This window comes from Streptomyces murinus, from assembly GCF_002154555.1.
GTDB classification, from domain to species: Bacteria; Actinomycetota; Actinomycetes; order Streptomycetales; family Streptomycetaceae; genus Streptomyces; species Streptomyces murinus.
The window spans coordinates 1-2,549 of the sequence record NZ_MUNF01000884.1; the positions used below are offsets into that span (position 1 = coordinate 1).

The 2,549-nt window shown below is 71.5% G+C and carries 2 protein-coding genes; one reads left to right on the forward strand and one right to left on the reverse strand.

Going from position 1 to position 2,549, the window contains the following annotated elements; all coding sequences use genetic code 11:
• Positions 1-217: 217 nt before the first annotated feature.
• Positions 218-1,456, reverse strand: coding sequence for an IS701 family transposase (locus CCN72_RS36255; protein WP_086812603.1), 1,239 nt, complete (start codon positions 1,454-1,456; stop codon positions 218-220).
• A gap of 414 nt (positions 1,457-1,870) precedes the next feature.
• On the opposite strand from CCN72_RS36255, the gene CCN72_RS36260 reads away from it, so the two are divergent.
• On the forward strand, positions 1,871-2,488 hold the full coding sequence (locus tag CCN72_RS36260) for a TetR/AcrR family transcriptional regulator (RefSeq protein WP_086812604.1): 618 nt from the start codon (positions 1,871-1,873) through the stop codon (positions 2,486-2,488).
• The last annotated feature ends 61 nt before the right edge of the window (positions 2,489-2,549 follow it).

The following is a 2,549-nucleotide window of genomic DNA, read 5'->3' on the forward strand; positions in this document are numbered from 1 at the left end:
TGCACGCGCGGCAGGCGGCCCGGGTGGGCCGCCTGCCGCGCGTGCACGATGGGCGGGGCCGGGAGGGCCGTGGTCCGGTGGCATCGTGGCCCGGAAGTCCGGAAGTCCGGAAGTCCGGAAGTCCGGAAGTCCGGAAGTCCGGTGGACCCGTGGACCCGTGGCGAGGCGTTCTGTGCTCTCCTGCGCCACGGGACCGGACGGGCGAAGCGGCCGGAGCTCAGACGCGGAGCCCCGCCGCTTGCCGCGGGGCCCGGAGCAGCGGTGCGGCGGAGACGGTACCGGCCAGGCCGGTCGGATCGATGTCCGACAGTTCCTGGTAGCAGCAGGCCGCCGACACCAGCGTCACATGCCGGTGCCAGCCGGGGTAGGAGCGCCCCTCGAAGTCCTGGAACCCGAAACTGCCTTCCAGCCGGCGCAGCGCCCGCGGTGTGGTGCCCGGCAGCGAGGCCAGCTCCAGGAGCTCCTCCATCGACAGGTGGACCAGGGTGGTGAGCCACGCGGTGGTGGGCCGCTCGCCCTCGCGCGGGACCTCGGCGAACAGCCGGTAGAAGCGCTGCGGCTGAGGGCCGCGGGGCAGCCGGATCAGGCCGGTGACCACGCGCGTGGGGCGCGAAGGGCGAAGGTGACTCGTCCCGATGACCGAACGCAGCAGTTCGCCTTCCGTCTCCAGGAACCGGCGCGCGCTGACCGGTGAGACGGCCGGGTCCATGCCGGAGCCGCAGGGGTGGGCCGTCACGGAGGGCAGTACCGGCAGGGTGCCGGGAACGGTGAGGGCGAAATCGTGCCCACGATGCCGCAGACCGTGAAGCAGCCGATCGGGTTCCGCGCAGTCGCGGAGGTCGGCCACGAGCGGCAGTGCCGGTGACCCGTCCGCGGCCAGGGCGTCGGCCAGGTCGAGCACCTGCGCCCAGGCCGGCAGGGGCTGGACGGCCTCGGGTATGCGGGTACGGCGGCGTAACCGGTCCTCGCTCCATTCGCTCGGCAGGTGCAGGCGCCAGTCGACGGGGACCTGGCTGCGGCCCGTCGCCAGGAACTGCCCCATGCCGACCTGGCAGTTGATGGTGCGGCCCAGGTCCGGGACGAATCTGCGGTGCACCCCGCACGACTGGTCACCCCGCTTGGGGACCACGGCGATGCCGACGGTCCACGCCTTGGGGCGTGTCCGCGCCGCCACCCAGCGCCTCAGCTCGTCGCGGACGGGCTGCCACTCCCAGGGGCTGGCGTTGACGAAACGGTGCAAGGACTGGGAGGCGGTGGGGGAGTCGGTGATCGCGGCGGCCATGCTGCGCATGGACTTCCTCCCCGAGACGGCCAGGAGCCCCGTCAGGTACGCCGCGGCCCAGCGGCGCTGGTCCGCCCGCGGCAGGTGTGCGAAGAGCTGATCGGCGAATTCGGCAACTCGTTGCCCGGCTTCCAGGGTGGACAGGCGGTCTGCGCCGTACATGACATTGATCATGAGGGCTCCCGGGTGCGGCTCAAGAGGTCGATGATCGGAAGAATAATAGGAGTTGCTATTTTTTTATCGAGAGGAATCAGCCAACCGTCGGCCCCGGTGCTCGTGTCGCAGTAAAGGGGTCGGCTCTGTGTGAACCGGTCAACCCGTGATCGACGGGCTTGTCGACGCTGACCTGCGGAGTCACACTGGCCGCCACGACCGCTGGGCAACCAGATCGGCCCCTCGGCGGCGCCCTGTGGGAGGAGGTGGCACGTGACCCCGCTCCTGTGGGGGACCGCGTGGCGCTCCGCCGCCGGGTCGGGCCAGGGATGGACGAGGCGGCGCGTTCGGCGTTCACGGCGCGTGCCGTACGCGAGGCGCGGCCTGCCACCCCGCTGCTACCTCCGGAGGGGGACGCTCTGTTGGGAGACATGCATGACAAGGCAGTTGCGCGCGGTACGCACCCGGCAAGCCCTGGTGAGTGCCGCGGCGTCCGAGTTCGATCGGCGCGGGTATGACGGCACCGCGCTGAACAGGGTCTGCCGGGCCGCCGGTATCACCATGGGCGCTCTGTCGTTCCATTTCGCGACCAAGGACGAACTGGCCTCCGCCGTGCAGGTGCAGGGCCAGGCCATCACCCGGGCCGCCCTGGAGGGTCTGTCGGCGGGACCGGCGCCCGCGCTGCACCGGGCCATCGACGTGACGCTCGAACTGGCCCGGCTGTTGGAGGAGGAGCCGGCGGTGCGCTCCGCGGCACGGCTCAGCCGCGAGCGGCCGGACCACGACCTCGCCTGGACCACGTCCTGGATCGCCGCCGTGCAGGATCTTTTCGGACAGGCTTACCGCGATGGGCAACTGCACGCGGCCGTCCGCCCGGAGGATCTGGCCACGTTGTCCCGGTCCCTGGTCCTCGGCGCCGAGTACCGGGCGCGCGCGGGGTCCGCGCAGGGCGACGAGGAGCCGCGCGAACCGGGCGCCGTCGAGGAGATCAGACAGATGTGGAACATCATCCAGCGAGGCATCTGCGCTCCCTCCAGCCGCAGGCCTTCATGAGACGGCCGGTTCGCCGCGCGGCTCGCTGGACCGGGTGACGATCACTCACACCAAGGTGACC